Annotated in this window: 21 protein-coding genes and 1 riboswitch; of the genes, 10 read left to right on the top strand and 11 right to left on the bottom strand. The window is 67.8% G+C overall.

Translation table 11 applies throughout. The features are described from left to right. Positions 1 to 185: 185 nt before the first annotated feature. From gcvP to FIV50_RS05820, 8 genes are all read right to left on the bottom strand, one after another. Positions 186 to 3,017 (bottom strand): aminomethyl-transferring glycine dehydrogenase, encoded by a 2,832-nt coding sequence (gene gcvP, locus FIV50_RS05855; protein ID WP_375137396.1) that lies wholly within the window; start codon positions 3,015 to 3,017, stop codon positions 186 to 188. A gap of 61 nt (positions 3,018 to 3,078) precedes the next feature. Beyond that, positions 3,079 to 3,456 carry a glycine cleavage system protein GcvH gene (gcvH, locus tag FIV50_RS05850; RefSeq protein ID WP_140036618.1) on the bottom strand — a complete coding sequence of 126 codons (378 nt, stop codon included), beginning with the start codon at positions 3,454 to 3,456 and terminating at the stop codon, positions 3,079 to 3,081. Further along, positions 3,453 to 4,637 carry a glycine cleavage system aminomethyltransferase GcvT gene (locus FIV50_RS05845; protein ID WP_140036617.1) on the bottom strand — a complete coding sequence of 395 codons (1,185 nt, stop codon included), beginning with the start codon at positions 4,635 to 4,637 and terminating at the stop codon, positions 3,453 to 3,455. Before FIV50_RS05845 ends, gcvH begins: the two co-directional genes overlap by 4 nt. A gap of 239 nt (positions 4,638 to 4,876) precedes the next feature. Continuing rightward, positions 4,877 to 4,971, bottom strand: a riboswitch (glycine riboswitch). A 125-nt stretch (positions 4,972 to 5,096) separates the two neighbouring features. Then, positions 5,097 to 5,933 carry an ABC transporter ATP-binding protein gene (locus tag FIV50_RS05840; RefSeq protein ID WP_140036616.1) on the bottom strand — a complete coding sequence of 279 codons (837 nt, stop codon included), beginning with the start codon at positions 5,931 to 5,933 and terminating at the stop codon, positions 5,097 to 5,099. Further along, positions 5,930 to 6,793 (bottom strand): ABC transporter ATP-binding protein, encoded by an 864-nt coding sequence (locus FIV50_RS05835; protein ID WP_140036615.1) that lies wholly within the window; start codon positions 6,791 to 6,793, stop codon positions 5,930 to 5,932. The genes FIV50_RS05840 and FIV50_RS05835 overlap by 4 nt, the downstream gene beginning before the upstream one ends. Next, positions 6,790 to 7,770, bottom strand: coding sequence for an ABC transporter permease (locus FIV50_RS05830; RefSeq protein WP_140036614.1), 981 nt, complete (start codon positions 7,768 to 7,770; stop codon positions 6,790 to 6,792). The genes FIV50_RS05835 and FIV50_RS05830 overlap by 4 nt, the downstream gene beginning before the upstream one ends. Further along, on the bottom strand, positions 7,763 to 8,758 hold the full coding sequence (locus tag FIV50_RS05825) for an ABC transporter permease (protein ID WP_140036613.1): 996 nt from the start codon (positions 8,756 to 8,758) through the stop codon (positions 7,763 to 7,765). Before FIV50_RS05825 ends, FIV50_RS05830 begins: the two co-directional genes overlap by 8 nt. Before the next feature lie 39 nt (positions 8,759 to 8,797). Further along, positions 8,798 to 10,489 (bottom strand): ABC transporter substrate-binding protein, encoded by a 1,692-nt coding sequence (locus FIV50_RS05820; RefSeq protein WP_140036612.1) that lies wholly within the window; start codon positions 10,487 to 10,489, stop codon positions 8,798 to 8,800. 245 nt (positions 10,490 to 10,734) lie between these two features. Between FIV50_RS05820 and FIV50_RS05815 the strand changes: the two genes are divergently transcribed. Genes FIV50_RS05815 through FIV50_RS05785 form a run of 7 tightly spaced genes read left to right on the top strand, consistent with a single transcriptional unit; the run spans position 10,735 to position 18,071 of the window. After that, the gene (locus tag FIV50_RS05815; protein ID WP_140036611.1) at positions 10,735 to 11,451 is read left to right on the top strand and encodes an NUDIX hydrolase; all 717 of its coding nucleotides are present in this window, start codon (positions 10,735 to 10,737) and stop codon (positions 11,449 to 11,451) included. Next, positions 11,448 to 12,785: a quinolinate synthase NadA gene (nadA, locus tag FIV50_RS05810; protein ID WP_140036610.1), complete on the top strand. Its 1,338-nt coding sequence runs from the start codon at positions 11,448 to 11,450 to the stop codon at positions 12,783 to 12,785. Before FIV50_RS05815 ends, nadA begins: the two co-directional genes overlap by 4 nt. Then, the gene (nadB, locus tag FIV50_RS05805; RefSeq protein WP_140036609.1) at positions 12,782 to 14,296 is read left to right on the top strand and encodes an L-aspartate oxidase; all 1,515 of its coding nucleotides are present in this window, start codon (positions 12,782 to 12,784) and stop codon (positions 14,294 to 14,296) included. Before nadA ends, nadB begins: the two co-directional genes overlap by 4 nt. Next, positions 14,296 to 15,147, top strand: a complete 852-nt coding sequence (nadC, locus tag FIV50_RS05800) for a carboxylating nicotinate-nucleotide diphosphorylase (protein ID WP_140036608.1) — start codon at positions 14,296 to 14,298, stop codon at positions 15,145 to 15,147. Before nadB ends, nadC begins: the two co-directional genes overlap by 1 nt. Before the next feature lie 5 nt (positions 15,148 to 15,152). Next, a complete protein-coding gene (locus tag FIV50_RS05795) occupies positions 15,153 to 16,292 on the top strand; it encodes a cysteine desulfurase family protein (RefSeq protein ID WP_140036607.1) in 1,140 nt (379 codons plus the stop codon). A 37-nt stretch (positions 16,293 to 16,329) separates the two neighbouring features. Further along, a complete protein-coding gene (locus FIV50_RS05790) occupies positions 16,330 to 17,277 on the top strand; it encodes a glycosyltransferase family 2 protein (protein ID WP_140036606.1) in 948 nt (315 codons plus the stop codon). Between the two features lie 20 nt (positions 17,278 to 17,297). Further along, the gene (locus FIV50_RS05785) at positions 17,298 to 18,071 is read left to right on the top strand and encodes an SDR family NAD(P)-dependent oxidoreductase (RefSeq protein ID WP_219846263.1); all 774 of its coding nucleotides are present in this window, start codon (positions 17,298 to 17,300) and stop codon (positions 18,069 to 18,071) included. Between the two features lie 7 nt (positions 18,072 to 18,078). Here the strand turns inward: FIV50_RS05785 and FIV50_RS05780 are convergent, their stop codons facing one another. Beyond that, on the bottom strand, positions 18,079 to 20,118 hold the full coding sequence (locus FIV50_RS05780) for an ABC transporter ATP-binding protein (RefSeq protein WP_181164374.1): 2,040 nt from the start codon (positions 20,116 to 20,118) through the stop codon (positions 18,079 to 18,081). 180 nt (positions 20,119 to 20,298) lie between these two features. On the opposite strand from FIV50_RS05780, the gene FIV50_RS05775 reads away from it, so the two are divergent. After that, positions 20,299 to 21,780, top strand: coding sequence for an MDR family MFS transporter (locus FIV50_RS05775; protein WP_140036603.1), 1,482 nt, complete (start codon positions 20,299 to 20,301; stop codon positions 21,778 to 21,780). A 28-nt stretch (positions 21,781 to 21,808) separates the two neighbouring features. Here FIV50_RS05775 and FIV50_RS17645 read toward each other — a convergent pair whose 3' ends face one another. Continuing rightward, positions 21,809 to 21,952 (bottom strand): hypothetical protein, encoded by a 144-nt coding sequence (locus FIV50_RS17645; protein WP_181164348.1) that lies wholly within the window; start codon positions 21,950 to 21,952, stop codon positions 21,809 to 21,811. Positions 21,953 to 22,045: 93 nt separating this feature from the next. Between FIV50_RS17645 and FIV50_RS05770 the strand changes: the two genes are divergently transcribed. Continuing rightward, the gene (locus tag FIV50_RS05770; RefSeq protein ID WP_140036602.1) at positions 22,046 to 22,627 is read left to right on the top strand and encodes a 1-acyl-sn-glycerol-3-phosphate acyltransferase; all 582 of its coding nucleotides are present in this window, start codon (positions 22,046 to 22,048) and stop codon (positions 22,625 to 22,627) included. 10 nt (positions 22,628 to 22,637) lie between these two features. Here FIV50_RS05770 and FIV50_RS05765 read toward each other — a convergent pair whose 3' ends face one another. Then, positions 22,638 to 22,859 (bottom strand): hypothetical protein, encoded by a 222-nt coding sequence (locus FIV50_RS05765; RefSeq protein ID WP_140036601.1) that lies wholly within the window; start codon positions 22,857 to 22,859, stop codon positions 22,638 to 22,640. A 69-nt stretch (positions 22,860 to 22,928) separates the two neighbouring features. Here FIV50_RS05765 and FIV50_RS05760 point away from each other — a divergent pair, with 69 nt between their 5' ends. Beyond that, positions 22,929 to 23,462 (top strand): DUF6328 family protein, encoded by a 534-nt coding sequence (locus tag FIV50_RS05760; RefSeq protein WP_140036600.1) that lies wholly within the window; start codon positions 22,929 to 22,931, stop codon positions 23,460 to 23,462. The last annotated feature ends 17 nt before the right edge of the window (positions 23,463 to 23,479 follow it).

Genomic DNA, 23,479 nt, shown 5'->3' with positions numbered 1-23,479 from the left:
CTCATCGTCGAACGCGTAGGGATAGTTGACTGTAACCCGCGATTCAGGGCACGCCGCACTCGGCTAATGAACCGTTACTGAGTGGTGACCAACTGAAACATCCCCGAAACACGCGGAAATGCACGGAAACGAGAAGCGGCGCCGCGTCCTTTCGGACCCGGCGCCGCTTCAGGGCGATCGTTCGTTCAGGCGAAAGCCTCGATCGGCGGGCAGGCGCACACGAGGTTGCGGTCGCCGTAGGCCTGATCGATGCGGCGCACCGGCGGCCAATACTTGCCTGCGACCAGGGCGTGCACCGGATAGGCGGCGTCCTCGCGGGTGTAGGCGTGGTTCCACTCCCCCGCGATCAGCGAGACCGCGGTGTGCGGTGCGTGTACCAGCGGGTTGTCGTCGGCAGGCCAGCGCCCGGCGGCGACGGCATCCGCCTCAGCCTTGATCATGATCATCGCCTCGATGAACCGCTCGATCTCGCCGAGGTCCTCGGACTCCGTGGGCTCGACCATGAGCGTTCCCGCGACGGGGAACGACATGGTCGGCGCGTGGAAGCCGTAGTCGATGAGGCGCTTGGCGACGTCATCGACGGTGATCCCGGTCGCCTCTTTGAGCGGACGCAGGTCGAGGATGCACTCGTGCGCGACGCGGCCGTCCTCACCCGCGTACAGCACCGGGTAGTGCTCACCGAGGCGCGCGGCGATGTAGTTCGCCGACAGGACGGCGGCGGCAGTGGCGTGTCGGAGGCCGTCGGCCCCCATCATGCGCACGTACGACCAGGAGATCGGAAGGATGCCGGCCGATCCGTAGGGCGCCGCGGATACGGCGCCGCCCTCGAAGACGTATCCGCCCGCGTGCTCCGCCCGCTGTGCGAGAGGGTGCGACGGCAGGTACGGAGCGAGGTGCGCCTTCGCCGCGACGGGACCCACGCCGGGGCCACCGCCACCGTGCGGGATCGCGAACGTCTTGTGCAGGTTGAGGTGCGAGACATCGCCGCCCAGGTCGCCGAAGCGGGCGTACCCGAGCAGCGCGTTGAGGTTGGCGCCGTCGACGTACACCTGTCCGCCCGCATCGTGCACCGCGGTGGTGATCTCGACCACGTCCTGCTCGTACACACCGTGCGTGGACGGGTAGGTGATCATCAGCGCGGACAGCTCGTCGGCGTGCGCCGCGATCTTCGCCCGCAGATCGTCGAGGTCGACGTTGCCGAGCTCGTCGCACGCCACGACGACGACCTTCATGCCGGCGAGCACCGCGGAGGCCGCGTTCGTGCCGTGCGCGGACGACGGGATCAGGCACACGGTGCGCTGCGTGTCGCCGTTCGCGAGGTGGTAGCCGCGGATCGCGAGCAGGCCGGCGAGCTCACCCTGCGAACCCGCGTTCGGCTGCAGGGAGACGGCATCGTATCCGGTGACCTCGGCGAGCCATGCCTCGAGCTGCGTGATCATGTCGAGATACCCCTCGACATCGGATGCCGGTGCGAACGGGTGGATGCCCGCGAACTCAGGCCAGGTGATCGATGCCATCTCGGTCGCGGCGTTGAGCTTCATCGTGCACGACCCGAGCGGGATCATGCCGCGGTCGAGCGCGTAGTCGCGGTCGGCAAGGCTCTTGAGGTAGCGCATCATCGCCGTCTCGCTGCGGTGCGCGTGGAAGACGGGGTGCGTGAGGTACTCGTCCTGACGCAGCAGGTCGCCGGGAAGGCCGCCCTGAGACCCTGAGCCGAAGAACCCGAACGCCCGTTCCCGAGTACCGCCGAACACCTGTGCCACCTGGTGGAGCTCGGCGACTGTCGTGGTCTCGTCGACCGAGATGCCGATCGTGTCGGCGTCGGCGGCGTGCAGCAGGATGCCGAAACCGTGGTGCGCCTGCTCCGCGTACTCCGGCGCGCGCCCCGGAACCCGCACCTGGATGGTGTCGAAGAACGAGTCGTGGACGATGTCAGCGCCCGCGTCGGCGAGCCAGTCGCGCAGCATCGCGGTCTTCGCCGCGACCTCCCGGGCGATCGCCTTCAGGCCATCGGGCCCGTGATAGACCGCGTACATCGAAGCCATCACGGCGAGCAGCACCTGAGCGGTGCAGATGTTGCTGGTCGCCTTCTCGCGGCGAATGTGCTGCTCGCGGGTCTGCAGAGACAGCCGGTAGGCCGGCTTGCCGTCTGCATCGACCGAGACGCCGACGAGGCGCCCCGGCAGCTGCCGCTCGAGTCCTGCGCGCACGGCCATGTAGCCTGCGTGCGGACCGCCGAAGCCGATGGGCACGCCGAAGCGCTGCGTGGTCCCGACCGCGACGTCGGCGCCGAGCGAGCCGGGCGAGGCGATCAGTGTGAGCGCGAGCAGGTCGGCCGCGACGACGGCGAGCCCGCCTGCGAGGTGCGCGGCATCGATCACGGCGCTCGGGTTCCAGACCCGCCCGGAAGCCCCGGGGTACTGGATGAACACGCCGAACAGCTCGGAGGGAAGCTCCTCACCGGCGGCGAAGTCGACCGACACCAGCTCGATGCCCACTGCTTCTGCACGGGTCTCGAGCAGCGCCTTCGTCTGCGGGAACGCATCCGCGTCGACGGCGAAGACATTCGACGCCTTCTTCGACGCACGGCGTGCCAGCAGCATCCCCTCGACGACGGCCGTGGATTCATCGAGCATCGACGCGTTCGCCGTCGTCAGACCGGTGAGCTCTGCGACCATGGTCTGGAAGTTGATCAGCGCCTCGAGGCGACCCTGCGAGATCTCGGGCTGGTACGGCGTGTAGGCGGTGTACCAGGAGGGGTTCTCGAGCACGTTGCGCTGGATCACCTGAGGGGTGACCGTGCCGTAGTAGCCCAGGCCGATCATCGGACGGTTCACCGTGTTGCGCGACGCGAGCGCCCGCAGCTCGGCGAGCGCCTCGGTCTCGCTCGCAGCGCGCGGGATGATCGAGTCCGCGGAGGCGGGGGTGAAGATCGAGGCGGGCACGGCCTGGCGCATCAGCGCCTCGACAGGGCTCCAGTCCTGGAGCCCCGACTCGACGCCCAGGGCATCGAGCATCTGACGCTGGGCGGCAGCGGTGGTTCCGATGTGACGATCGGCGAAAGAGACCACTGGTCGATCAGCCCTCCGTGAGAGCGACGTACGCGTCGCGGTCCATCAGGCCGTCGAGCGCACCGGCGCCGACGGAGACCTTGATGAGCCAGCCTCCGGCGAACGGCTCGGCGTTCACGAGCGAGGGGTCGTCGACGACGGCGTCGTTGATCTCGACGACCGTGCCCGTGACGGGGGCGTAGAGCTCGCCGACCGACTTGGTCGACTCGATCTCCCCCACGACCGAACCTGCGGTGACGTCGGTGCCGACGGCCGGGAGCTCGACGAAGACGACATCGCCGAGCTTGTCGGCCGCGTAGTCGGTGATGCCGATGGTCACGGCATCGCCGTCAGCGGCGATCCACTCGTGCTCGTCGGTATAGCTGAGTGCGTTGAGATCAGTCATTTGGTCCTCCGATAGAAAGGCAGGGCGGTCACGGTCGCGGGGATCCTGGTTCCCCGCACATCAAGGAATACTGCGGTTCCCGCCGCAGCGGAAGAAGGGGTGACGTAGGCCATCGCGATCGGATGACCGAGTGTCGGGCTCAGGGCGCCACTCGTGATCTCGCCCAGGACGACACCGTCTGCGTCGACCACCGAGTAGCCTGCGCGTCCGGCGCGCTTCCCCTCGGCGACGAGACCGACCAGCACGGGAGCATCGGATGCGGCATCCACCGATCCCTTGCCGATGAAGTCGTCTTTGTCGGAGACCACCACTCGCCCGAGACCTGCCTGCGACGGTTTCGTCTCACGCGAGAGCTCGTGGCCGTACAGCGGCATGCCGGCTTCGAGGCGGAGAGTGTCGCGCGCCGCGAGACCCGCGGGGACGAGCCCGTGCTCCTGGCCCGCCTCTGCGAGTGCGTCCCACAGAGCGGGAGCATCGGCGACTCGCACGAGCAGTTCGAAGCCGTCTTCGCCGGTGTACCCGGTGCGGGCCAGGAGCAGCGGCGCACCGAGGAACGTCGCGTCGGCCCACGCGTAGTACTTCTGCTCGGCCCACGGCGTGCCGAGGTCGGTGATGCCCGTCGTGGACGAGACGATCGCCTCAGAAGCCGGGCCCTGCACAGCGAGCAGCGCGTACTCGTCGGAGACGTCCTCGACGTCGACTCCTCTGTCTCCGATGAACCCCGCGAAGCTGCGGTCTTCGCCCTGGGCACGGGCGGGCATCTCGCGCTCGATCCTCGACGGGAACGAGCGCACTCGTGAGGCGAACGCCGAGTCGACGAACCCACGGTTTCCCGCGTTCGCGATCACCAGGAAGCGGTCTTCGGCGAGCCGGTAGACGATGACGTCGTCGATGATCCCGCCGTCCTCGGCCAGCATCAGCGAGTACTTCGCCTTGCCCACCGCCATCGCCGAGAGTCGGCCGGCGAGCGAATAGTCGAGGAAGTCGCCGGCGAAGTCGCCGGTGACGAGGAACTCCGCCATGTGGGAGATGTCGAAGATGCCTGCGGCCTGCCGCACGGCATGGTGCTCGGCGAGATCGGACGTGTATCGCACCGGCATCTGCCATCCGCCGAAGTCGGTGAACGATGCGCCGAGCGCCTCGTGGCGATCACGCAGAGGGGTGTAGCGAGGGTCGGACATGGAGTTCTCCCGGGCTGGGTCGGGTGGAACAGCGACGACGCTGCTCCTGGGAACTCCCCCTCTGTCATGGGCCTGAGAGCTTCGCCCAGAGACTGGGCTTTCACCGTCGGCGGATCACGTGAGCGAGGAAGAAGAGGTGGAGACTCGCGGAACTCGTCTCACCAGGGTTTCGGCTCGGGCGGGGACGCCCTCGCTCAACCCGACTTCTTGCTTCGCTCGAAATCGCTTTTCAGAGTGGCCGGAACCGCGCGGTACGCGTACCTGAGAGATTGGCGGGGAGGCTTGCTCCTTCGGTGCCCGGCTGCGTTCGCCGGGGCTCTCCCGCGTGGGTCATTCGGCCTGTCTTCAGTTGTGGCCTCAGTCTAGCGGGTCGATGCCATCCGCACAGGCCTCAGAAGGCCGCGCTCTCCTGCGACCGTCGACCGGACGGCGACAGGAGAGCACAGGGCGAGAATGCCGTCAGCGGCCTGCCAGTTCGGCCCTGACCTCGTCGCGCAGGCGCCCGAGATTCTCGGGTTCGGGCGCGGCGCCCAGAAGCGTCTTCGTGTACTCGTGCTGCGGGTTGAGGATGACGTCGTCGGCGGGGCCGCGCTCGACGACATCGCCCTTGTACAGCACCATGATCTCGTCACTGAAGTGGCGGGCCGTGGCAAGGTCGTGCGTGATGTAGAGCACCCCGAGGTTCTCCTCACGCTGCAGATCGGCCAACAGGTTCAGCACTCCCAAGCGGATCGACACGTCGAGCATCGAGACCGGCTCATCCGCGACGATGAACCGCGCTCCCGGCGCCAGCGCCCGCGCGATCGCCACGCGCTGTCGTTGGCCACCCGACAGTTCATGCGGACGACGTTCCGCGAAGCTCTCGCCTGGTGACAGCCGCACGCGTTCGAGCAGCTCGATGGCGCGCTCACGCACCTGCTTGCTCGAGAGCTTCGGGTGGTGGAGTCTGATCGGGCGCTCGAGGTGATGGATGATCGTGTGGAACGGGTTCAGCGAGGCGAACGGGTCCTGGAACACCATCTGCACCTGCGAGCGGTAGTCCTCGACCGCGCGGCCGCGCATCCCCGAGTCTGTGCCGTCGAGCAGGATCTGACCGCTCGTCGGCGTCTCGAGCTTCATCAGCATCCGAGCGATCGTCGACTTGCCCGAGCCCGACTCCCCGACGAGGGCGACCGTCTTGCCCGCCTCGATGGTGAAGGACACATCCTTGACCGCGTGCAGGACCGACGTCTTCAGCCCTGATCGCAGAGTGAAGTCCTTCACCAGGTTGCGGGCCTCGAGGGTGTGAGCGCTCATCGGATCTCCTCCTGGCTGGGCTGGTTGCCGGTGCGGACGAAGTCGCCGCGCTCACCGGTCAGACTCGGGAAGCTCGACAGCAGCTTCTTGGTGTACTCGTGCTGCGGCGTGCGGTAGATCTCCTCGGCCGTGCCCTCTTCGACGATCTGCCCCTGCAGCATCACGGCGATGCGGTCGCTGATCTCGATCAGCATCGGCAGATCATGGGTGATGAAGATGACGGCGAAGCCGAGACGCTCGCGTAGCCGCATGATCTCGCGGATGATGCCGCGCTGCACCACGACGTCGAGCGCCGTGGTCGGCTCGTCCATGATCATCACCTGCGGATCCAGAGCCAGCGCCATCGCGATCATCATGCGCTGACGCATGCCGCCCGAGAGCTCGTGAGGGAAGCTCGTGAGCCGTGACGGGTCGACGCCGACGAGAGTCAGGAGCTCTTCGGCCCTCGCCTGCTTGTCCTTCTTGGACATGCCCGGTCGGTGGGTGTCGAAGATGTCGAAGATCTGCGCACGGACGCTGATCACCGGGTTGAGCGAGTTCATCGCGCCCTGGAACACCATCGAGATCTTGTCCCAGCGGAACGCCCGCAGCCCGTCTCCGTCGAGGGCGACGATGTCGATGTCGTGGCCATCGCGATCGTGGAACACGATCTCGCCGCCGGTCATGAGCGCCGGCGCCTTGAGCAGCCGGTTCATGCCGTAGGCGAGCGTCGTCTTGCCGCAGCCCGATTCGCCGGCCAGTCCCAGGATCTCTCCTCGGTTGAGCGTGAGCGAGACATCGCGAACCGCCTTGACGGGCGGGTCGACCTCGTACTCGATCGACACGTTGCGTGCGGTCAGAACCGCGTCCGGAGCGCTCATGCGGCGAGTCCCTTCATCTTGGCCGCCTTGCGCACACGGCGAGCCGCATCCGGCGCGTTGCGGAGCTTGGGGTTGATGACCTCGTCGATCGCGAAGTTGATGAGAGCGAGTCCCGCACCGAGCAGGGCGATCATCACTCCCGGCGGTACGAACCACCACCACGCGCCTCGGCCGAGAGCCTGGCCCGACTGCGCATCGTTGAGGATGGTCCCCCAGGTGATCGATGAGGTGGGGCCGAGACCGAGGTACGAGAGACCGGCCTCGCCGAGGATCGCGAAGATGATCGCGAACAGGAACTGCGCGGTGAGCAGCGGCAGCAGGTTCGGCATGATCTCGACGAGGATGACCCGGAAGGACCTCTCCCCCGCGACCTTCGACGCGTAGACGTAGTCACGGGTGCGCAGCGATCGAGTCTGCAGACGCAGCACATAGGCGGCGCCGGCCCAGGACGTGATTCCGAGCACGAAGGCGACGAGCTGCCAGTTGCGCTCCGGGACGAACGACGCGATCACCATGACCAGCGGCAGTCCGGGAATCACGATCATGACGTTGGTCAGCAGTGCGAGCGCATCCTCCCGCCATCCGCCGAGGTATCCGGCGAGAACCCCGAAGAGGAGGGACAGGATGATCGCGATGCCGCCGGCGACGACGCCGACCAGCAGTGAACCCTGAGCGCCGATCGCGAGTTGGGCGAACATGTCGTTGCCGAGCTTGGTGGTGCCGAGCCAGTGCTCCGGCGACGGAGGGAGCAGGGCCGGGTTGTCGGTACTCCGCGGATTCTGCGAGAAGATCGGCGCGATGATCGCGAAGAGCACGATCGACAGGACGATGACAGCGCCGACGACGAACTTCGGCGAGGTGATCGGGAGCACCCGGCGGCGCTTGCGCCCCCGCTGGGTCGCCAGCGAGATGGTGCTCGCGGGCTGGGTCGTGGGCTGATCCTTCGTGATCAGCACTGCGTTCTCGGTGTCAGACATTCTGGCGAGCCCTCGGGTCGATGAAGCCATAGACGAGGTCCATGATGAAGTTGGCGGCGAGCACCGTGATGGTGATGACGAGGAAGAGCCCCTGCATCAGCGCGTAGTCGTTGTTCGTGACCGCCTGGAACATCAGCTTGCCGATGCCCGGGTAGGTGAACACCTGCTCCATGACGATCGATCCGGCCACGACGAAGCCGAGAGTGATCGAGAAGCCCGCGATCGAGGGGATCGCGGCGTTGCGGGCGGCATAGGTGGTCATGATGCGGCGCGGACGGAGTCCCTTCGCCTCGGCCGTGAGCACGTAGTCCTCGGCCATGGTCTGCACCATCATGTTGCGCATTCCGAACATCCAGCCGCCGACCGACGAGATGACGATGGTGATGGCGGGTAGGAGTGCGTGTGAGAGGGCATTCGTGAAGAACGCCCAGGTCGGTTCGGGGCCGTCGGGGAACTCGAAGACGTCATAGCCGCCGAAGATCGGGAACCAGCCGAGTCCGACAGCGAACACCGAGACGAGGAGCAGCGCCATCCAGAAGTACGGGATCGACTGCAGCACGGTGGTCGCCGGGATCAGGTGGTCGACCCAGGTACCGCGCTTCCACCCCGCCCAGGCACCGAGCGCGACGCCGAGGATGAAGGAGATCACCGTGACCGTGCCGACGAGGATGAGCGTCCAGGGCAGCGCCTGGCCGATCAGCTCGCTCACCGGCGCGGGGAACTTGGTGACGGAGATGCCCAGGTCGCCCTGGAGCATCCGCCCCCAGTACGCGATGTACTGCTCCCAGAGGGACGAGTCATCGCCGCCGAGAAGCAGCTTGATGTTGCGGATCGTGGTCTCGGAGACCTCGCCGCCCGCACGCTGCATCTTGGCGATCATGATGTCCGCCGGGTTCCCCGGCATGAGCCGGGGAAGCAGGAAGTTGAGTGAGATCGCAGCCCACAGCGTGAACGCGTAGAACCCGATTCTTCGTGCATAGAACTTCATGTCACTGACCTTGCTTCCTGCTCCCCCGACCCCATTGCGTTACTTGACCGGCTCGAGCTGCGTCAGGACGTAGCCCGCCGCGATCGCTCCCCAGGACGGCGGGAAGGCGTAGAGGTCCTCCTCCGTCGGCCAGCCCGTGAAGTCCTTCGTGTTGTAGAAGGTCTGCGTCGCGTTGATCACGAGCGGGATGTAGGGCAGGTCGCGCACGATCTCGGTCTGGATCGTGGCGTACAGCTCCTTCTTCTCGGTCTCGTCGTTCGTGCTGACAGCGGACTGGATTGCGGTGTCGACCACGGGGTTGCTGTACCGGCTGAAGTTCCAGCGGCCGGCAGGCACCTCGGCGCCGACCGGGCTGGTGGACTCCACCGCCGTGCCGCCGAACCAGTCGCGGTAGATCTGGAACGGGTCGGCCACAGACGTGCCGATGACACCGCCGACGATCAGCTGGAAGTCGCCGCCCTGGCGGGCGTCTGAGAACTCCTGCCACTGCACCGTGGATGCCGTGACCTTGATGCCGGCCGCCTCTGCCTGCTCGGCGATCAGCTTCGCGGCGTCGTTGTAGTCGGTCCAGCCGTCAACCGAGATCAGGCTGAGCTCGAGCGGCACGCCGTCCTTCGCGTAGTAGTCGCCGTCCTTCGTGTAGCCGGCAGCCTCGAGGATCTCGCCCGCCTCCGCGGCGTCGGCCTCCTGGGGGCTGACCTCGTTGGCGGAGTCCGCGACCCACTTCTCATCACGCGGAAGCAGAGCGAAGGTGGGCGAGATGTCTCCGGTCAGACCGACGAACGCCTTGTCCTTGATCGCCGCACGGTCGATGGCGACGTTGAGCGCCTGGCGAACCGCGACATCCGTCTGGGGACCGGTGCAGCCGAGCTCGGCGTTCGAGCAGGTGTAGAGCACCGTCGGGTCCTGCGGGGTGTTGATCCAGTCGATCGCGCCGTTGCCCGTGACGTCGTCGGGGTTCGGGATGAACATGCCCGTCCAGTCGAGCTTGCCCGCGGCGAGCAGGTCCTGAGCGGTCTGGTTGTTGTCGACCGCGATGTACTGGACCTTCTTGACTCCGAGCTCGTCGGCGTCGCGGAAGTTCTCGTTGGCGACGAGCGTGTAGGACTCGCTCGTCGTCTTGTCGACGACGTAGGCGCCGGAACCGACAGGCTCCTCGTTGGCGAAGTTCGCGAAGTCGGCGACCTCCGACCAGACGTGCTCGGGAAGGATGTAGGTCGATCCCAGACGCTGGAACTCGGTCGTGTACTGCGCGGTCGTGTAGGTGAGCACGACCGTGGTGTCATCGGTCGCCTCGGCGGAGACCAGGCCGTTGCCCTCGGGGTTATTGGCCTCGTACGAGAAGGAGAATGCGACGTCGGCCGCGGTGAGCGGCTCTCCGTCGCTCCACTTGAGGTCGGGCTTGATGGTGATCGTGATCGCCGTGCCGTCCTCGTTGTACTCGAACGAGTCGCCGATCAGGCCGACCGGTTCGGCGTCGGCCGTCTTGTTGAAGAAGAACAGCGGCTCGAAGATCGGCCCGAGCGCACCATGGAGCACGGTCGGGGCGAACGGGTTGTAGTTCGCGGTGATGGGGGTCTGGCTGCCGGCCCACACGCGAAGAGCCCGGTCGCTGTCGCCGCCGCTCCCCTCGTCGCCGCCGCCTGCGCCACAGGCCGTCAAACCCAGGGCGAGGACGGATGCCCCCGCCACAGCGGTGAGCGCTATCTTGCGCCTTCCGTTACGGATCATTCTGTATTTCCTCTCGGTGCTGCACTGCAGGAGGGATCTCCGGATGGAGCCGAGCCCCGAGTGGGACTCGCGACAGATCCCCCGAAAGGGATTTGTTAGGACAGTAACCTAACAAATAGCCAACAGGGCAACAAGACTCCGGAACGCTGGTATATAACGTTTCGGCTTCAGGTGTGCCGCATCGTCACATGCGCGCACTAATGGTCGCGATGACACTAAGATCGATCTCGGAGGATAAGGTACCCATGACTCAAACCAGAGGCATCGATGTCGCCGTGTCGACCGTGATCCTCACGCTGCGTCGCACCGAGGACGGCGCTGCGGTGCTCGCGTTGCCGCTGGTGCTGCGCACCCGAGAGCCGTTCGCCGACCAGTGGGCTCTGCCCGGCGGATGGCTGACTCCGACCGAATCACCGGTCGACGCCGCCGCCCGCACGCTCGCCGAAACGACGGGGCTCACGCCCAGCTACCTCGAGCAGCTCTACGCCTTCGGAGCCGTCGACCGCTCCCCCACTCGTGTGGTCTCGATCGTCTACTGGGCGCTGCTGCGTCAGGACGACGTCGACGCGCAGAGCGCCGCGCATCGAGCATCCGGTCTCGCTCCCGAGAACGTGCGCTGGTTCGATCTCGGCGACCTGCCGCCGCTCGCCTTCGATCACCGAAAGATCGTCGACTACGCGCTCTGGCGTCTGCGCAGCAAGGTCGGCTACAGCCGCGTCGCCCACGGGTTCCTCCCTGCGGAGTTCACCCTGGCCGACCTCCGCGAGGCATACGAGGCGATCCTCGGAAAGCACCTGGATCCGGCTAACTTCCGCCGTCAGGTCGAGTCCGCCGGCAACCTGCTCCCGACCGACCGGTTCCGCACCGGCAGTCACCGCCCCGCCCGCCTGTACCGCTACAACACCGATGTCGAGCTGGCCGATCGCGGCCCTCTCGGCCCTGAGGAGACGAGCACCCGATGAGCATCACCTTCGTTCCGACGCCGGTCGTCCAGCCGATCGACGCCTCCGTCGACCACGCGATCCAGTCGATCGTGTCGGGCGCATCGACAGATGCGACATGCACGACCGATCTCGCCGTCGGGCCCTGGGACTTCGACTCCCGCCCGGGCTATGGCCCTGGTTCGTCTATGGGTGACGTCATCCCGACCGGGGCACCGCGTCAGGGAGAGCTCCCTGCCGAGTACCGCGAGGCGAGCGAGGACGACCTCGACGAGCGCATCCGCGCGGCGAAGGCGACGCTCGGCGACCGTGCCGTCGTCCTCGGACACTTCTACCAGCGCGAAGAGGTGGTGCGGCACGCCGACTATGTGGGCGACTCGTTCCAGCTCGCGACCGCCGCGAAGGAGCGCCCCGATGCCGAGGCCATCGTGTTCTGCGGCGTGCACTTCATGGCCGAGACGGCCGACCTGCTCTCCGGCCCCGATCAGGCGGTGATCCTGCCGAACCTCGCGGCCGGGTGCTCGATGGCCGATATGGCCGACATCGATCAGGTCGAGGACTGCTGGGAACAGCTCGCCGACGTGCTCGGCGACCTCGACGCGGAGGACGAGGACGGTCGAGTGCCGGTGATCCCCGTCACGTACATGAACTCCTCCGCCGCGATCAAGGGCTTCGTCGGCCGACACGGCGGGATCGTCTGCACCTCGTCGAACGCGCAGACCGTGCTCGAGTGGGCCTTCGAGCGCGGGCGACGAGTTCTGTTCTTCCCCGACCAGCACCTCGGACGCAACACCGCGAAGGCGATGGGCGTGCCTCTCGAGCAGATGCCGATGTGGAACCCTCGCAAGGCGCTCGGCGGCTCTTCCGCGGCGGAGCTCGTCGACTCCCGGGTGATCCTGTGGCACGGGTTCTGTTCGGTGCACCGCCGGTTCACCGTAGACCAGATCGACCAGGCGCGGGCGGAGCACCCCGGCGTCCGGGTGATCGTGCACCCGGAGAGCCCCATGGCCGTCGTCGACGCGGCTGATGAGGCGGGTTCGACCGATTACATCCGCCGAGCGATCGCCGCGGCGACCACCCCGACGACGTTCGCGATCGGCACCGAGATCAACCTCGTCCGCCGCCTCGCGGCGCAGTTCCCGCAGCACGAGATCTTCTGCCTCGACCCGGTGGTGTGCCCCTGCTCGACGATGTATCGCATCCACCCCGGGTACCTCGCCTGGGTGCTGGAAGAGCTCGTCGCGGGTCGCACCCCGAACCGGATCACGGTGACGGCCGATGTGGCCGATCCCGCTCGCATCGCTCTCGAGCGGATGCTGGCGGCGAAGCCGCCCGTGGTGGCGAGCGCACGATGAACGTCATCGTCGTCGGATCGGGGATCGCCGGACTGACCGCAGCGCTGCACGCGCGAGAGGCCGGGCACTCGGTCACCGTCGTGACGAAGGGCGCGATCGGCGACGGCTGCACGGGGTACGCGCAGGGTGGCGTCGCCGGGATCTACGGCGCAGGCGACTCGGCGGCGCAGCACGCGGCCGACACGATCGATGCGGGGGCAGGGCTCTCGGATGCGGCCGCCGTCGAGGTTCTCGTGCGAGACGGCGCGGCACGGATCGCCGAGCTGATCGCCCGAGGCGTCGCATTCGACCGGTCGCCGGACGGCGAGCTCCTGCTCGGACGCGAGGCTGCTCACCGTCACGCCCGCATCGTCCATGCCGGCGGGGATGCCACCGGAGCGGCGATCGCCGAGGCGCTGGTGGCCGCTGTCCGCAGCGCCGAGATCACCGTCGTCGAAGGCGCCTTCCTCGCAGACGTGATCGTCGACGACGGCACCGCGCGTGGCATCCGCGTCGTGGTCGACGGCGTGACTTCCGACCTCTCAGCCGATGCAGTGATCCTCGCGACGGGCGGCGCCGGTCACCTCTTCGCGCACACCACGAACCCCCTGGGCGCCACAGGAGACGGCATCGCCGCCGCACTGCGCATCGGCGCCGCGGTCGCGGACCTCGAGTTCGTGCAGTTCCATCCGACGATCCTGGCCGAGGGCCCCGCGTTCCTCGTCTCCGAAGCCGTGCGCGGCGAAGGGGCGACCCTGATCGACGCGGCCGGTCGGCGATTCGTCTTCGACACCCACCCCGACGGCGAACTCGCCCCGCGCGATGTCGTCGCCCGGGCGATCGCCCGACAGACCGCCCGGCAAGGCTCCCCCGTGCATCTCGACGCGACGATGATCGGCGGACCCCGGCTCGCAGATCGGTTCCCGACCATCGATCGGGTCACGCGTGAACGGGGTTTCGACTGGGCGTCCGAGCCGATTCCCGTGACACCGGCCGCGCACTACCTTATGGGCGGCGTCGTCACCGACCTCGACGGCCGCACGTCCATCCATGGCCTGTTCGCGGTGGGCGAGGTCGCGCGGACGGGCGTGCACGGAGCGAATCGCCTCGCCTCGAACTCCCTGCTCGAAGGCGCCGTCTTCAGCGCACGAGCGGCAGCGGCGCTCGATGCACCCTGGCAGCATCCCCAGACGGACACCCGTGTCGAGCCTGTGAACGACGCGATGCGCGACGATGGCCGGGGCTCGGACGACGTGGACGCCGACGGCACCGCGTTCGATCGCGCAGCACTCCAGCGCTTGATGTGGGACCACGTGGGCCTGCTGCGCTCGGAAGACGGTCTCCGGCATGCCGTGATCACGGTGCGTCGCTGGCTCGCCGCCGCCCCCGACCCCACGACCGTCGCCGAGCGCGAGGACGCGAACCTGCTCCTGCTCGGCGAGGCGACGGCATCCGCAGCTCTCGCCCGCACCGACTCGATCGGTGCGCACTTCCGCGACCCCGTCACCGCACCTCTCCTGGAGACCGTCTGATGCTCACCCCCGCCCACATCACCCGCGTCGTCGGCGCAGCGCTCGAGGAGGACGCTCCCTGGGGCGACCTCACCAGCACCACGCTGCTGCCCTCGGATGCCACCGCCACCGCCGACCTGGTCGCCCGTGAAGCGGGGATCTTCAGCGGAGGAGAGGTGTTCTCGGCCGCGTTCCGTCTCACCGATCCGACGATCGCGATCGACGTGCACGTGGGTGACGGTGACGCCTTCTCTGCGGGTGATGTGCTCGCCTCGGTGTCGGGATCCGGCCGAGGGATCCTCACAGCCGAGCGCATCGCGCTGAACTTCACGCAGCGGATGAGCGGCATCGCGACAGTCACCGCCGCGTACGTGCGCGCGATCGACGGAACGCCGGCACGCATTGCGGATACTCGGAAGACGACCCCGGGACTCCGCGCCTTCGAACGGCATGCCGTGCTCTCGGGAGGCGGACACAACCACCGCCACTCACTGTCGGACGCGGTGATGGCCAAGGACAACCACCTCGCGGTGCTGAAGCGCTCGGGCGTCGACCTCGCCACCGCTCTGCGCGATGCGCTCTCGCGCCTGCCGCACACCACCCATGTGGTCGTCGAGGTCGACCGGCTCGATCAGATCCCGGTGGTGCTCGACGGCGGCGCACACACCGTGCTGCTCGACAACTTCTCGCTCGACGAGCTGCGCGCGGGAGTGGCGCTGATCGATGGCCGCGCGCAGGTCGAGGCCTCGGGCGGCGTGAATCTCGACACGGTCGCCGGCATCGCGGCGACCGGGGTCGACGTGATCTCGGTCGGAGCGTTGACGCACTCGGCGAGGGCGCTCGACCTCGGCCTGGACGTGCGGATCGACTGACGCGGATGCTCTATCTCGACCACGCCGCGACTGCCCCGGTCCGCCCGGAGGTGCTCGACGCGATGCGCCCCTTCCTCACCGGCGTGTTCGGCAACCCGTCGAGCCATCACACATACGGCGAGGCTGCGGCGAGCGCGCTCGACGAGGCACGTTCACGGGTCGCTTGCGTTCTCGGGATGCGCTCCGGCGATGTGATCTTCACCTCCGGCGGAACAGAGTCGAACAACCTCGCGGTGAAGGGGATCGTGCTCGGAGCCCTGGTCCGTGGCCGTCGGCACTTGGTCGTCTCGCCGATCGAGCACGAGTCGATCCTCGAGTCCGCCGACTACCTGCGTCATTTCCACGGCGTCGAGGTCACGGCGGCTCCGGTCGACGCGCTCGGCAGGATCTCCGCTGCCGCACTGTCGCAGTCCCTGCGCGATGACACCGCACTGGTCGCCATCGGGCACGCCAACAACGAGATCGGCACGATCCAGGACGTGCCCGCACTCGCAGCAGCGGCCCGCAGCGCAGGCGTAACGCTGCATGTCGACGCCGTGCAGTCGGCGGGGTGGCTGCCGCTCGCCGACCTCGGAGCGGACGCGATAGCGGTGGCCGGACACAAGCTCGGGACGCCCAAGGGCATCGGAGCGCTCGCCGTGCGGGGGCGCATCGCGCTCGAACCCCTCATGCACGGCGGCGGCCAGGAGCGGGGCCGCCGCTCGGGCACCGAAAACGTCGCGGGGGCGGTGGCCCTCGCCACAGCGCTGGAACTCGCCGACGCCGAGCGCGATGAGGTGAACACTCGGCTCAGGGCTTCGACCGGACGATTCATCGCGTCGGTGCAGGCGCTCGTGCCGCGGGCATCGCTCACCGGTGACCCGGTGGCGCGGCTTCCCGGCACCGCGAGCTTCGCGTTCGCCGGGGTGAGCGGCGAGGCAGTTCTGCTTGAGCTCGAGCGACGGGGAGTCGTGTCGTCGAGCGGCTCGGCGTGTGCGGCCGGAAGCGATGAGCCTTCGCACGTGCTCCTCGCGTGCGGGGTGTCCCCTGCTGTCGCACAGACCTCCGTGCGCTTCACATTCGGACGCGAGGCGCTTCCCCCCGATCTGCCTGAGCGGCTCGCCGCGCTGGTGGCCGAGGCGGTGCGTGCAGTCGCCCATCACTGAACGGCGTGAGCAGCGCGTGCGGCCATAGACTCGGCTGGTGACCGCATCCGCCCCGATCGTGACCCTGATCGTCCCCGGCCGCGACATCGGCGCCTTCGCTCCCGCCGCACTCGACTCGCTGCTCTCGCAGTCAGAGACACGGTGGCGCGCTCTCCTCATCGACGATGGCTCCGTCGACGACACCGCAGAGATCTTCGCCGCAGCGGCCGCGTCGGATCCACGGTTCCGAAGCCTGCGGCACGAGGCGTCACGAGGACTCGGCGCCGCACGGAACGTGGGTCTCGACCTGGTCGACACGCCCTTCGTCGGTTTTCTCGACGGTGATGACGAACTCACCTCCACGGCACTCGAGCGCCTCCTCGGCACCGTCACCGAGACCGGCAGCGATTTCGTCGCCGGCGCCTACGTGCGATCGCGCTTCGACGGCGAGCGCTATGTCCCTGGGCGGGTGCAGCCATGGGTGTCGGCGGCGACATCTCCGGCGCGGCTGCGCACCACGATCATGGAGCACCCGCGTGCGAGCGCCAACATCGTGGCGTGGTCGAAGATCAGCCGCACCGACTTCTGGAGCGATCTCAGGTTTCCCGAGGGCGTGGCGTATGAGGATCAGGTGGTCGCGCAGCTGATGTACACCCGCGCACGCAGCTTCGACGTCATCCCCGACACCGTCGTGAACTGGCGTCTGCGGGCTGACGGAACCTCGATCACGCAGGGCCGGGCACAGCTCCCGGTGCTGCGCGACTACCTGGACGCGCTGCGGGGCGGAATCCGAGTGCTGCATGAGGCGGGCGCCCGCGCCGCCGTCACGGCCAGGCTGGAGCTGATTCTCACCATGGACGTGCCCCCGCTGCTCGAGATAGCACGCACCCACGACGATTCCGCATATTCGGCGGAGATCGATGCGTTCGTCGCCGAGATCGAAGCACTCCCCGAGCGCTCCGCCGCCCGCCCCGACCCCGCACTCACCGCCGCCCTGGCGTGGTGAGCCGCGCCATGAGGAGACCCGTGAACCAGTACCTCGCCGACCTCTTCTCGCTCGAGGGCCGCACAGCGGTCGTCACCGGCGGGAGCTCGGGCATCGGACGAGGCATCGCGACCGCCCTCGCGAGGGCTGGTGCGTCCACGGTGATCGTCGCGCGCGGCGAAGCCCGGATCACCGAGACCGTCGCCGAGCTCACTCGCGCGGGATGCCGCGCAGCCGGCGTCGTCGGGGATCTCAGCTCTCGTCAGGGAATCCGGGCTCTCGCCGAGGCTGCCATCGAGCCGTTCGGCGAACCCGACATCCTCGTGAACTCCGCAGGGATCAACATCCGCCCGCCGTTCGCCGAGATCACCGAGGAGGACTGGGACGCGACGATGACCGTCAACGCGCTCGCCCCCTTCCTGCTCGGGCAGCGCTACGCCACAGGCATGGCCGAGCGCGGCTTCGGGCGCCTGATCCAGATCAGCTCGCAGCAGGCGCATCGTGCCTTCGTCGGCAGCGGTGTCTACGGGGCGTCGAAGGGAGCCGTGGAGTCGCTGATGCGCTCTGAGGCCGAGGCGTGGGGTGGAACCGGAGTCACGAGCAACACCCTCGTGCCCGGATTCGTGCTCACCCCGCTCAACGCGCGGTTGCAGGAGGATCCGGAGCAGATCGCGGCACTCGCCGCTCGGACGATGATCGGCCGCAACGGGCTGCCCGCAGACTTCGCGGCGGCAGCCGTGTTCCTCGCCGGTGTCGGCTCGAGCTACGTCACAGGGCAGTCATTGTTCATCGACGGCGGCCTGTCGGTGCACTGAGCGCGTCTCACCCCTCGGCCGGGTACACCCGCTCGTCCGCGCGAGGCACCTCGAGCAGCGGAACCGGCGCGGTGAGGGCATCGACCGCATCCGCTCCGGCCGAGTCCTCCGGCGCCCGGTCGGCTCGGCGGTCGACGAGTGCGGCACGCATGCCTCCCGAGACCGCCGTCTCGATGACCATCTCCGTGTCGAGCACGCGCGACGCGGCCACCTGCTGCGCGGCGAGCTCGGCGTAGAGACCTCCCCGGGCGAGGAGTTCGGCATGGGTGCCCGACTCGACGATCAGCCCGGCCTCCACCACGTGGATGACGTCCGCACCCATGATCGTCGAGAGTCGGTGCGCGATCGTGAGGGTCGTGCGCCCCTTCGCCGCTTCGTCCAACGCCTCCTGAACGACGCGCTCCGACACGGTGTCGAGGGCGGAGGTCGCCTCGTCGAGCAGCAGCACGGGTGGATCCTTCAGCAGCACGCGGGCGATCGCGATGCGCTGCTTCTCGCCACCCGAGAGGCGGTAGCCCCGCTCTCCGACCACCGTGTCGTAGCCGTCTTCGAACCCGCTGATGATGTGGTGGATGTTGGCCGCGGTGCAGGCAGCGATCATCTCCTCGTCCGTCGCCTCCGGGCGGGCGTAGAGCAGGTTCTCGCGGATGGTGGCGTGGAACAGGTAGGTCTCCTGAGACACTATGCCGACCTGATCGATGATCGACTCCTGCGTGAGGGTCTTCACGTCGGCTCCCGCGAAGAGCACAGCGCCGCCATGCGCCTCGTACAGCCTCGGAGCAAGGTACAGCACTGTCGTCTTGCCGGCGCCCGACGGACCGACGAATGCCACATGCTGCCCCGGTTCGGCGACGAACGACACGCCCTGCAGCGTGGGACGAGCGTCGGGCGCCGCATCCGGGTAGCGGAAGACGACATCCGCGAACTCGATCCGCCCGCGCGGCCCCGGGGCTTCGGAGACTGCGATCGCATCCGGCGCGTCCTGGATCTCAGGCACGAGGTCGAGGTACTCGAAGATGCGGGCGAACAGCGCGGATGACGTCTGCAGGTCGAGCGACACCCGCATGAGACCCATCAGCGGTTGCAGCAGACGAGCCTGGACGGTCGTGAACGCCACGACCGTACCGGCGGTGATCGCGCCGGTGCCGCCGGCGATGAGGTACCCCGAGACGAGGTAGATGACGGCCGGGACGCTCGCCATCAGCACCTGGACGACGGCGAAGAAGCCCTGACCGCTCATCGCCCGCCGCACCTGCAGGACCACCTGGTTGCGGTTCTCGGCCTGGTAGCGCTGGGATTCGGTGCGCTGGCGATTGAACGCTTTGGAGAGCAGCATCCCCGAGACGCTCAGCGTCTCCTGCGTGATCGAGGTGAGCTCGGACAGCGACTCCTGCGTCTCTCCGGCGATGCGCGCACGCACCTGGCCCACGCGGCGTTGCACGATGATCAGGAACGGCATCAGCACGACGGCGATCAGTGTGAGGCGCCAGTCGATGAGGATCATCGCGACAAGCGAGGCGATGACCGTGACGACATTGCCCAGGATGCTGGTGACGGTGTTCGTCAGCACTCCCGAGACACCGCCGACGTCGTTCTGCAGGCGGGACTGGATCACGCCGGTCTTCGTCCGGGTGAAGAACCCGAGCTCCATCGCCTGCAGATGCTCGAACAGGCGCACACGGAGGTCGCCGGTGACGTTGTTGCCCACCGTCGACGTCAGCCACGTCTGAGCGACACCGAGAACCGCGGAGAGAAGGAAGAGGGCGACCATCCCGCCGACCAGCCAGCCGAGGAGCTGCAGCTGCGGGCGACCTCCGTCGACAGGGAAGAGCGCGTCATCGAAGATGCGCTGGACGATCAGCGGAGGGATCACCGCGATGCCGGCTCCGATGACGACCAGCACGCCGGTCCAGAAGATGCGCCACCGGTAGGGGCGGAAGAGCGCGACCACTCTGCCGCCCAGACCGCTGATCCGCGGGGCCTCAGCATTGAGTCGACGCTGCGCGCTCTCGTCCACGCCGCGGAATCCGCCGCGTCCGCCACCCATGCTCATCTCGCCAGCGTAGTCAGCGCCGGTGACATCGGGGGCTGATCGACACCGTGATGATCCTCTGAGATCGGATCCACCCGGATCCGGAATGGAATGTCGCAAGCTGTGGTTACGCTGAATGGTCCCCGCGCACTCGCGCGACCCTCCCCCATCTCTTTCTCGTGCCCAGGAGGCCGTATGTCTGTCGTCGACACCGGTTCGATCACCACGCCCCCCGCGGCCGCGGCCGGAGGCGGGATCGCCCGCAGTGACATGCGGGTGATCTGGCTTCTCCTCGTCGCCGCCTTCGTCGCCATCCTCAATGAGACGACGATGGGGATCGCGATCCCCCACCTGAACGCCGATCTGGGCATCCCGCCCGAACTCGGCCAGTGGCTGACGAGCGCGTTCATGCTGACGATGGCCGTCGTGATCCCGACCACCGGGTTCATCCTGCAGCGTTTCACGACGCGCCAGGTCTTCATCGCCGCGATGACCTCGTTCTCCCTCGGCACCCTCGTCGCTCTCGTGGCACCCGGTTTCGAGATCCTGCTGCTCGGTCGCGTCATCCAGGCCGCCGGCACCGGCATCATGATGCCGCTGCTCATGACGACGATCATGAACGTCGTACCGCCGCAGTCGCGCGGTCGCATGATGGGCCGGGTCGGCCTCGTCATCTCGCTCGCCCCCGCGATCGGCCCGACCCTCGCGGGAGCGGTGCTCGAGACGCTCCACTGGCGCGCGCTGTTCGCGATCATCCTGCCGATCGCCCTCGTCTCTCTCTTCATCGGGGTCAAGTGGATGACGAACCTCGGCGAGACACGCAAGGTCCCCCTCGACGTGCTCTCCATCCCGCTCGCGGCGCTCGGCTTCGGCGGCATCGTGTTCGGCCTCAGCCAGTTCGGTGGCGAGGGTGGTTCCGGTGAGGCAGCCGGCGTCACCGCACTCGTCGTGGGTGCCGTCGCTCTCGCGCTGTTCGTGTGGCGTCAGCTGGTGCTGCAGCGGATCGACGACGCGCTGCTCGATCTGCGGGTGTTCCGCTCCGCCAACTTCACGTTCGCCGTGATCATCATGGCGATCCTCGCGCTGTCGATGTTCGGAACGCTGACCCTGCTCCCCCAGTACCTGCAGAACGTCGCGGGCCTCAACGCGCTCGAGTCCGGCCTGATCCTGCTTCCGGGTTCGGTACTGATGGGCCTCCTCGGACCGCTCATGGGGCGCGTCTACGACGCTCGCGGAACGCGCCCGCTCCTGATTCCCGGAACGATCCTCGTCTCGGCGGCGCTGTTCTACTACTCGACCGTCGGGGAGCACACCGTGTGGTGGGTGCTGATCATCGTGCAGGCCGCGATGTCGGTCGGTCTCGCGATGTCCTTCACGCCGCTGTTCTCCGCATCACTCGGGTCGCTGCCGCGTTCGCTGTATTCGCACGGCTCGGCGGTGCTGAACACGCTCCAGCAGGTCGGCGGGGCAGCCGGTGTCGCCGTCCTCACGGTTACCTACTCGGCGATCCTGCACGCCGGAGAGGCCGAGGGACTCGACGTCGCCACCGCCGGAGCACCGGGTGCACGGATGGCGTTCCTCATCGCCGCGATCATCTCGCTCGCCGCCGTCGCGCTGAGCGCGTTCGTCCGCAAGCCTGCAGACGATGTGGCCGATGCCATGCACGGCGGCCACTGACCGTCACCGCTGCGGCGGCGTCTGATCGCTACTGCGTCTTCGGCGCAGGGAAGTGGCAGACGCCGCCGCTGCAGTATCCGGCGGCGTCGTCATCAAGCAGGTTCGGAGTTCCGATCAGCGGCTGAAGCACGGTCGGTGCGTCCTGCTCGGCGGAGTCCTGTGTCTTGGCCATCATTCGATGGTACGCCTGTGTCGACGGGATGGCGCGAAAAGGCGCTCGTCGGACGACAGCGGATAAACAGGAGCTCTGCTCTACGGTTGACGAGTGCTCAAACGACTCCTCGCCCGCCTCTTCTGGGCAGTCAGCCGCTGGACCCTCACCGCCGAGACGACACCTACCCGACCCACGATCCTGATCGGTGCGCCGCATACGTCGAACTGGGACTTCGTCCTCATGCTGGCGATCGCATGGCGGCTCGACATCGAGGTGCATTGGCTCGGCAAGAACAGCCTGTTCCGGGGCTGGCGAGGGCCGATCATGCGCAGCATCGGCGGCATCGCCGTCGACCGAGCCGACCCGGCACGAGTCGTCAACGACGTCGTCGCGCAGGTGCACTCCGGCAGTGTCTTCGGTCTCGTGATCACGCCAGACGGCACCCGCGGGGGCAACGAGTACTGGAAGTCCGGCTTCTACCGGATCGCGAGAGAGACCGGGATGCCGGTGACACTCGGGTTCGTCGACCGCACGACGATGACCACCGGCCTCGGCCCCACCCTCGAACTGACGGGTGACGTCGCGGCTGATATGGACCGGATCCGCGCCTTCTACGCCGACAAGGCCGGCCTGCGCCCGGAACGCCGGACGACACCCCGACTGCGCGAGGAGCAGGCTTCCGAAGACAGCTGAGCGCGTCGAGTCAGTCGGAATCCTCGTCCGCGATCTCCGAGCGTGTCTCCGAGCGGGCGTAGTCGAGGTCTTCGTCCGAGAGCATCTCGGTCATGCCGACCACCGCGCCTGTGATCGTCCGTATCTCGGCTCGGGCCCGCTCGCTCAGCTGCGGCGCCGACTCCCCGAGCACATCGACCCGCGCCTCGAGCGACAGCTCTGACCACCATTCCCGGATCGGGGGAAGCGTCATCATGATCTCCTTCTCGGTCGACGCACAAGTATCTGGACAGGATCCGCGGCATCCCGCAAGACTGGCGGCATGGATCCCGATGAACGACCCGCGCCACCCGCGGAGCTCGACGACCTCCGCGACGGACGAGATGAGACGCGCAACGAGCGCGCAGACCGCAACTGGGAGGAGCTGCTGCAGGAACTGCGCGTGATGCAGACCGGCACCCAGATCCTCACGGGGTTCCTGCTCGCCGTGGCGTTCACTCCCCGGTTCGAGGACATGGACGAGTTCCAGCGGGACGTGTACGTGGTGCTCGTAGGTCTCGCCGCCGTGGCCACGATCCTCGCGCTGGCCCCCGTGGGCATGCACCGGGCGCTGTTCGGTCGGCGCCGCAAACCTGAACTCGTGCGGGTGGCCGCTCGCATCGTCAAGATCGATCTCGTGGCGATCGCCGCACTCACGATCGGCGTCACGACACTCATCATCGACTTCACCGTCGGCAGAACCGCGGGACTCATCGCGCTCGTCTCCTCGTTCGTGGGTGTGCTCCTGCTGTGGCTCGTCCTCCCCCGCCTCGTGCGGCGCGAGGCCGAGCGAGGCGGGGCGGACGACGAGACCTGAAGCGAGGCTCCCCGCCG

The sequence above is a fragment of the Microbacterium foliorum genome, assembly GCF_006385575.1.
GTDB classification, from domain to species: domain Bacteria; phylum Actinomycetota; class Actinomycetes; order Actinomycetales; family Microbacteriaceae; genus Microbacterium; species Microbacterium foliorum_B.
The sequence above is the reverse complement of the archived record's forward strand: the minus strand, read 5'-3'. Positions and strand labels throughout refer to the sequence as shown.

What these genes read in the sequence shown, in the direction of transcription:
- gcvP (WP_375137396.1), bottom strand. Translation starts at nt 3,017, where the DNA reads ATGCTCGATGCCCTGGGCGTCGAGTCGGGGCTCCAGGACTGGAGCCCT.
- gcvH (WP_140036618.1), bottom strand. Translation starts at nt 3,456, where the DNA reads ATGACTGATCTCAACGCACTCAGCTATACCGACGAGCACGAGTGGATC.
- FIV50_RS05845 (WP_140036617.1), bottom strand. Translation starts at nt 4,637, where the DNA reads ATGTCCGACCCTCGCTACACCCCTCTGCGTGATCGCCACGAGGCGCTC.
- FIV50_RS05840 (WP_140036616.1), bottom strand. Translation starts at nt 5,933, where the DNA reads ATGAGCGCTCACACCCTCGAGGCCCGCAACCTGGTGAAGGACTTCACT.
- FIV50_RS05835 (WP_140036615.1), bottom strand. Translation starts at nt 6,793, where the DNA reads ATGAGCGCTCCGGACGCGGTTCTGACCGCACGCAACGTGTCGATCGAG.
- FIV50_RS05830 (WP_140036614.1), bottom strand. Translation starts at nt 7,770, where the DNA reads ATGTCTGACACCGAGAACGCAGTGCTGATCACGAAGGATCAGCCCACG.
- FIV50_RS05825 (WP_140036613.1), bottom strand. Translation starts at nt 8,758, where the DNA reads ATGAAGTTCTATGCACGAAGAATCGGGTTCTACGCGTTCACGCTGTGG.
- FIV50_RS05820 (WP_140036612.1), bottom strand. Translation starts at nt 10,489, where the DNA reads ATGATCCGTAACGGAAGGCGCAAGATAGCGCTCACCGCTGTGGCGGGG.
- FIV50_RS05815 (WP_140036611.1), top strand. Translation starts at nt 10,735, where the DNA reads ATGACTCAAACCAGAGGCATCGATGTCGCCGTGTCGACCGTGATCCTC.
- nadA (WP_140036610.1), top strand. Translation starts at nt 11,448, where the DNA reads ATGAGCATCACCTTCGTTCCGACGCCGGTCGTCCAGCCGATCGACGCC.
- nadB (WP_140036609.1), top strand. Translation starts at nt 12,782, where the DNA reads ATGAACGTCATCGTCGTCGGATCGGGGATCGCCGGACTGACCGCAGCG.
- nadC (WP_140036608.1), top strand. Translation starts at nt 14,296, where the DNA reads ATGCTCACCCCCGCCCACATCACCCGCGTCGTCGGCGCAGCGCTCGAG.
- FIV50_RS05795 (WP_140036607.1), top strand. Translation starts at nt 15,153, where the DNA reads ATGCTCTATCTCGACCACGCCGCGACTGCCCCGGTCCGCCCGGAGGTG.
- FIV50_RS05780 (WP_181164374.1), bottom strand. Translation starts at nt 20,118, where the DNA reads ATGGGTGGCGGACGCGGCGGATTCCGCGGCGTGGACGAGAGCGCGCAG.
- FIV50_RS05775 (WP_140036603.1), top strand. Translation starts at nt 20,299, where the DNA reads ATGTCTGTCGTCGACACCGGTTCGATCACCACGCCCCCCGCGGCCGCG.
- FIV50_RS17645 (WP_181164348.1), bottom strand. Translation starts at nt 21,952, where the DNA reads ATGGCCAAGACACAGGACTCCGCCGAGCAGGACGCACCGACCGTGCTT.
- FIV50_RS05765 (WP_140036601.1), bottom strand. Translation starts at nt 22,859, where the DNA reads ATGACGCTTCCCCCGATCCGGGAATGGTGGTCAGAGCTGTCGCTCGAG.
- FIV50_RS05760 (WP_140036600.1), top strand. Translation starts at nt 22,929, where the DNA reads ATGGATCCCGATGAACGACCCGCGCCACCCGCGGAGCTCGACGACCTC.